General features: G+C 49.1%; 3 protein-coding genes. 1 reads left to right on the forward strand and 2 read right to left on the reverse strand.

The features are described from left to right. Positions 1-168 precede the first annotated feature (168 nt). The gene (locus tag HMPREF0372_RS19575) at positions 169-624 is read left to right on the forward strand and encodes a hypothetical protein (RefSeq protein ID WP_007488832.1); all 456 of its coding nucleotides are present in this window, start codon (positions 169-171) and stop codon (positions 622-624) included. Positions 625-668: 44 nt separating this feature from the next. On the opposite strand, the gene HMPREF0372_RS19580 is transcribed toward HMPREF0372_RS19575, so the two are convergent. Continuing rightward, positions 669-1,565 (reverse strand): thioredoxin domain-containing protein, encoded by an 897-nt coding sequence (locus tag HMPREF0372_RS19580; RefSeq protein ID WP_155116953.1) that lies wholly within the window; start codon positions 1,563-1,565, stop codon positions 669-671. Between the two features lie 164 nt (positions 1,566-1,729). Continuing rightward, complete coding sequence (locus tag HMPREF0372_RS18970; RefSeq protein ID WP_414016154.1) at positions 1,730-1,828, reverse strand: zinc ribbon domain-containing protein; 99 nt, start codon at positions 1,826-1,828, stop codon at positions 1,730-1,732. Positions 1,829-1,854: the final 26 nt, after the last annotated feature.

A 1,854-nucleotide genomic window follows, 5' to 3' on the forward strand; every position in this document is an offset into this window, starting at 1 on the left:
CAAACTAAAGTGCGAAAAAATCTTGACACGACCAACCGACAGCCCTCCCCTAGGGCAACTGAGGCGGGGGCCGAAACTGAAGAGAGTTGGGCTATTAAATGTCCGAGAGGGCGCGCTTTTACCAATCATGGCAGAAGTGCGCCCTCTTACTTTAAGGAGGAAAATTGATTGAGTTTACTGGAACGATACCAGACTATGTCTGCAAAATTAGATGCTGCTATTGACAGCGCACTTGAACATGAAGTGGCCGAGGTTGTCAAGGACATTATTTTGGAACAGGCAGTGAGCGCAGTTTATAGCTATCCCGCAACCGCACCAGCCATGTCCAGCAGACGCAAATCTGACGGGGGTCTTGGAGACCGAGGGAATCTAAGTGCGCGCGTCGAAGCAGGGCATGTTCTGATTGTGGAAGATGTTGCCCCCCTTCAAGGAACGGATTATGGCATAGCCCTTTCTGATGTAGTGGAACATGGCCTGGGGAATTACCGCCAACCGGGTCCACGACCTTTTTTAAATCGCTCTGAAACTGAGGCGGTTAGTTCTGGCCGGGCCGCCGCCGCACTCCTTTCTGGCCTTGCAAGGCAAGGCGTTACCAGCAGCGGCTTCGGAGTGCAGAAAAAGTGAGGCGGCCCATGCATTTCAGTACTGATGCGCCTCATACTACAGATTCATAAATAGTCGGATTTCTGGACAGGAGGGGGCGGCATGTTCAGGTATTTCTCCAGACCAATTGCTTTTTTTAAGAGGGGCACAATAACGTCTAGATTCGATTGGTTAAGCCCTTTATACCGACACTCGATCTTCGAGAGGGAGCCCGACTTAGTGCGATAGTTAATCTCGAAGTATTTTCGATACATAATAGTTCCCTCTTTTGCCGCCATTGCACCAACAATAGCACCCGTATCGCCGCCAATGGCACCTCCGATCGCAGCCCCGGTTAGTACACTCCCTTTTACGTATTCTTCTCGTGTCACAACCCCATAAGAGACGATTTGGGAAAACGGGAGGAATCGCTCTATTTCTTTCTCTTGAAAAATCAATTGCACCCTTTTTTGATCTAAAAGAAGATTGATACATTCGCCTGATATTCCAGGAACTCCCTGCAATCCAAACAGAAGTGTCTGCGGTAAAGACTCCCGGTATAACCTTTCTTCATTTACGCGGTCCAACAATAGTCCGGCATTATGGATGGCGCGGTCAATCCGTTCATATTTCACTATTGCAAAGCCTGCGCATACCACAGTAATTAAGATCCCCAGTGACACTTCACAATATATGGCAAATAGAACCCCTAAAACCGCCGCGCAAATCCAAATAGCTGTACCAGCGATATCCCGTTTTTGTATTTTCAATACTGTACGCATACTTTTCCCGCAGTTTTTGCATAGTTCAATCGAACGGCTTTGAATATGCCCGCAATGGGGACAGCAGATTTCCCCGTCTTTCATATTTTTTACAGGATTTTGTGTGCCAATTAAATTGTTCAGTGGTGTTCCGCAGTTGATACACTCTACATTTTCCTCAGACTGTCTTTGCCCGCAGGATGGGCAGTTGATAAGCCCCATTTTCTTTCCCTTCCTTCCCCCGAACAAATTACATTTTTTGTTGACACTCCCCACGGCTAAAGCCGGGGGATTCTCGGTTCGCTGACCGTTACCCGCAAGCAGGTCTTACATGGTCTCCCCGAGCGTTAGGTTCGGGCGTGTCCCGCCCTACCATGTATGCAAGTCTACGCCAACAGGCGCAGACCTTCGTTCAGTATGTTCTTTGCGGCGTTGATGTCCCGGTCGTGGATAGCTCCACAGACAGGGCATACCCAATCCCTCACAGAGAGGTCTTTCGTCCCCGGCCACT

Source organism: Flavonifractor plautii ATCC 29863, from assembly GCF_000239295.1.
GTDB classification, from domain to species: Bacteria; Bacillota; Clostridia; order Oscillospirales; family Oscillospiraceae; genus Flavonifractor; species Flavonifractor plautii.

Bases quoted from the DNA above. Each gene is read 5' to 3' on its own strand.
- HMPREF0372_RS19580 (WP_155116953.1), bottom strand. From the start codon at position 1,565: ATGGGGCTTATCAACTGCCCATCCTGCGGGCAAAGACAGTCTGAGGAA.